Here is a 2191-nt window from a genome sequence, read left to right as displayed (position 1 = left end):
CGAGCGGGTCGGGGAGCGGGCCTCAGGCGAGCTCGATCTCCTCGAAGAGGTCGTTGTCGGTCGCCGCGCCGGACAGCCACGCGGTCGCGTAGGCCGTGCCCGGCTGCCATTCCGAGACGCCCGCCACGTAGGGGGTCGCGGCGAGGCGCACGACCACGTCCTGCGGATCGCCGGTGCAGGTCACCATCGGCAGCTGCGGACCGGCGGCGTCCGCCGAGCCGGTCACGCCCTGTATCGCGCGGACGAGCACGGCGCGGACGTCGCCGGCGGGGCAGGAGACCGAGACGGTGACGTCGACGGCGGCGCCGTCCTCGACGATCCGGCCGTCCACGATGCGGATGCTGCCCTCTCCGAGGGCGGAGGCCTGGGGAGCCGCGGCGGCGAGCGCACCAGTGGCGAGGACGGCCGCGAGGGCGGCCGTGCGGAGGGTCCGGGTCACGGACATGGGGCGATCCCTTTCATGATCGAGGAGGCGGCCGCTCCGGGGAGGGGCGGCCCGCCGACCACCCTGGTCCGGGCCCTCACCGGCGGCAACTCAGGCCGCACACGTCCTCACCCAGCGTGATGCCGTGGCGGTGTGCGGGCGCCCGCACGGAAGCGACGTGTGCGGACTTCCGTGCCGGGCGCCCCCGGTGATGCAAGGAGATTGGAAGCTGCGGCGAAAGTTGCTGAAAAGCGTTGCCATGGCAGGGGGGCGTTGCTAACTTCTGCGCACGCCGGCTCGGCGGATGCCCCCCACCCTCATCGACCCGGAGCGACGCGTGCGCAGAAGCCTCCCCCTCATCGCGGCCACGATCTGCCTGTCCCTCAGCCTGACCGCCTGCGGCTCGGGTTCGTTCTTCGGCTCCGCCTCCGGGGCGACCCCGAACGGGACACTGGTGATCTGGGCCGACGAGAAGCGCGCCGAGGCGCTCAGACCGTTCGCGGACGCCTTCGCCGCCGCCCACGGCGCCAAGGCCGAGATCGTCGCCGTCACCGAGAACCAGCAGGAGAGGTTCGTCGAGGCCTCCAAGGCCGGCACCGGCCCGGACGTCATGATCGGCGCGCACGACTGGATCGGGAACCTCGTGCTGAACGGCTACATCGACCCCGTCCTGGTCCTCGACAACAAGATGGAGGACTACCTGGACGTCGCCCGCAGGGCGGTGATGTACAACGGCGAGTTCTACGGCATCCCCTACGCCGGCGAGAGCCTGGTGCTGTTCCGCAACACCGCGCTCGTCCCCGACGCCCCCGCGACCTTCGACGACCTGGTGGCCACCGGGGAGGAGCTCAGGAAGGCCGGCAAGGTGTCCCAGGCGGTCGGATACACCGTCAGCCAGGCGGACGGGAAGTCCGGCGACACGTACCACATGTACCCGCTGTTCAGCTCCGCCGGCGGCTACCTGTTCGGCGACGACGGGCGGGGCAACCCCAATCCGGCCGACCTCGGGGTCGGGCACCCCTCGTCGGTCGCCGCCATGGAGAAGATCGCGTCGCTGGGGGAGAAGGGGAAGGGGGTGCTGCGCCGCTCCTACACCTCCGACAGCACCGCCGCCGCCTTCACCTCGGGGAAGACGCCCTTCCTGGTGTCCGGCCCGTGGCGGCTGGCGGACGTGCGGGCCGCCGGGACCAAGTACGCCGTCTCCCCGGTGCCCGGCTTCGAGGGCAACGGCCCCGCCCGGTCGTTCGTCGGCGTCCAGTCGTTCTTCGTCGCCAGCAAGGGCGCGCACAAGGAGCTCGCCCAGAAGTTCGTCCTCTCCACGCTCGGCTCCGTCGAACTCGCCGACGCCCTGTACAAGGCCGAGCCCCGCATGCCGGCCCTCAAGGAGGCCCTCGCCCACGCGCGCGCCGCCGACCCCGACCTCGCCGCGTTCGAGCAGGCCGCGAAGACCGGTGTGCCGCTGCCGTCGCTCCCTCAGATGTCCGCCGTCTGGGGACCGTTCAACGCCCTGCTCTACTCGGCGGTCAAGGGCGATCCGGTGGAGCCGGCCGTCGCCACGGCCGACCGGGCGATCCGGGCCCAGCTGCCCAAGTGACGCGCGCCCCTGCGGGGCCGGCCGGGCGGTCCTAGCCTGGTGGGGCGGGCGGCCGTCGACGGGCCGCGGCCCGCCCCGGCCGCACGGCCGCGGGCCCACCGCCCGGCCGGGTGCGGCGGCCCCGGGGACACCGACAGGGACAGCGGGGTGCCGATGAGCCGGACGCGCGCACT

Annotated in this window: 2 protein-coding genes; one reads left to right on the top strand and one right to left on the bottom strand. The window is 73.3% G+C overall.

All coding sequences use genetic code 11. The annotated features are described in order from the left end of the window. Window positions 1-22: 22 nt before the first annotated feature. Window positions 23-445, bottom strand: a complete 423-nt coding sequence (locus tag ABZ641_RS34095) for a hypothetical protein (RefSeq protein ID WP_344624769.1) — start codon at window positions 443-445, stop codon at window positions 23-25. A 316-nt stretch (window positions 446-761) separates the two neighbouring features. Here ABZ641_RS34095 and ABZ641_RS34090 point away from each other — a divergent pair, with 316 nt between their 5' ends. Then, window positions 762-2018 carry an extracellular solute-binding protein gene (locus ABZ641_RS34090; RefSeq protein ID WP_359988187.1) on the top strand — a complete coding sequence of 419 codons (1257 nt, stop codon included), beginning with the start codon at window positions 762-764 and terminating at the stop codon, window positions 2016-2018. Window positions 2019-2191 lie beyond the last annotated feature (173 nt).

The sequence above is a fragment of the Kitasatospora sp. NPDC007106 genome (genome assembly GCF_040634455.1).
Lineage (GTDB): Bacteria > Actinomycetota > Actinomycetes > Streptomycetales > Streptomycetaceae > Kitasatospora > Kitasatospora arboriphila.
Note: the sequence above shows the minus strand (reverse complement) of the source record. Positions and strands in the feature narration are given on the sequence as shown.

Excerpts from the sequence above, each read along its gene's own strand:
- ABZ641_RS34095 (WP_344624769.1), bottom strand. The coding sequence starts at position 445 with ATGTCCGTGACCCGGACCCTCCGCACGGCCGCCCTCGCGGCCGTCCTC.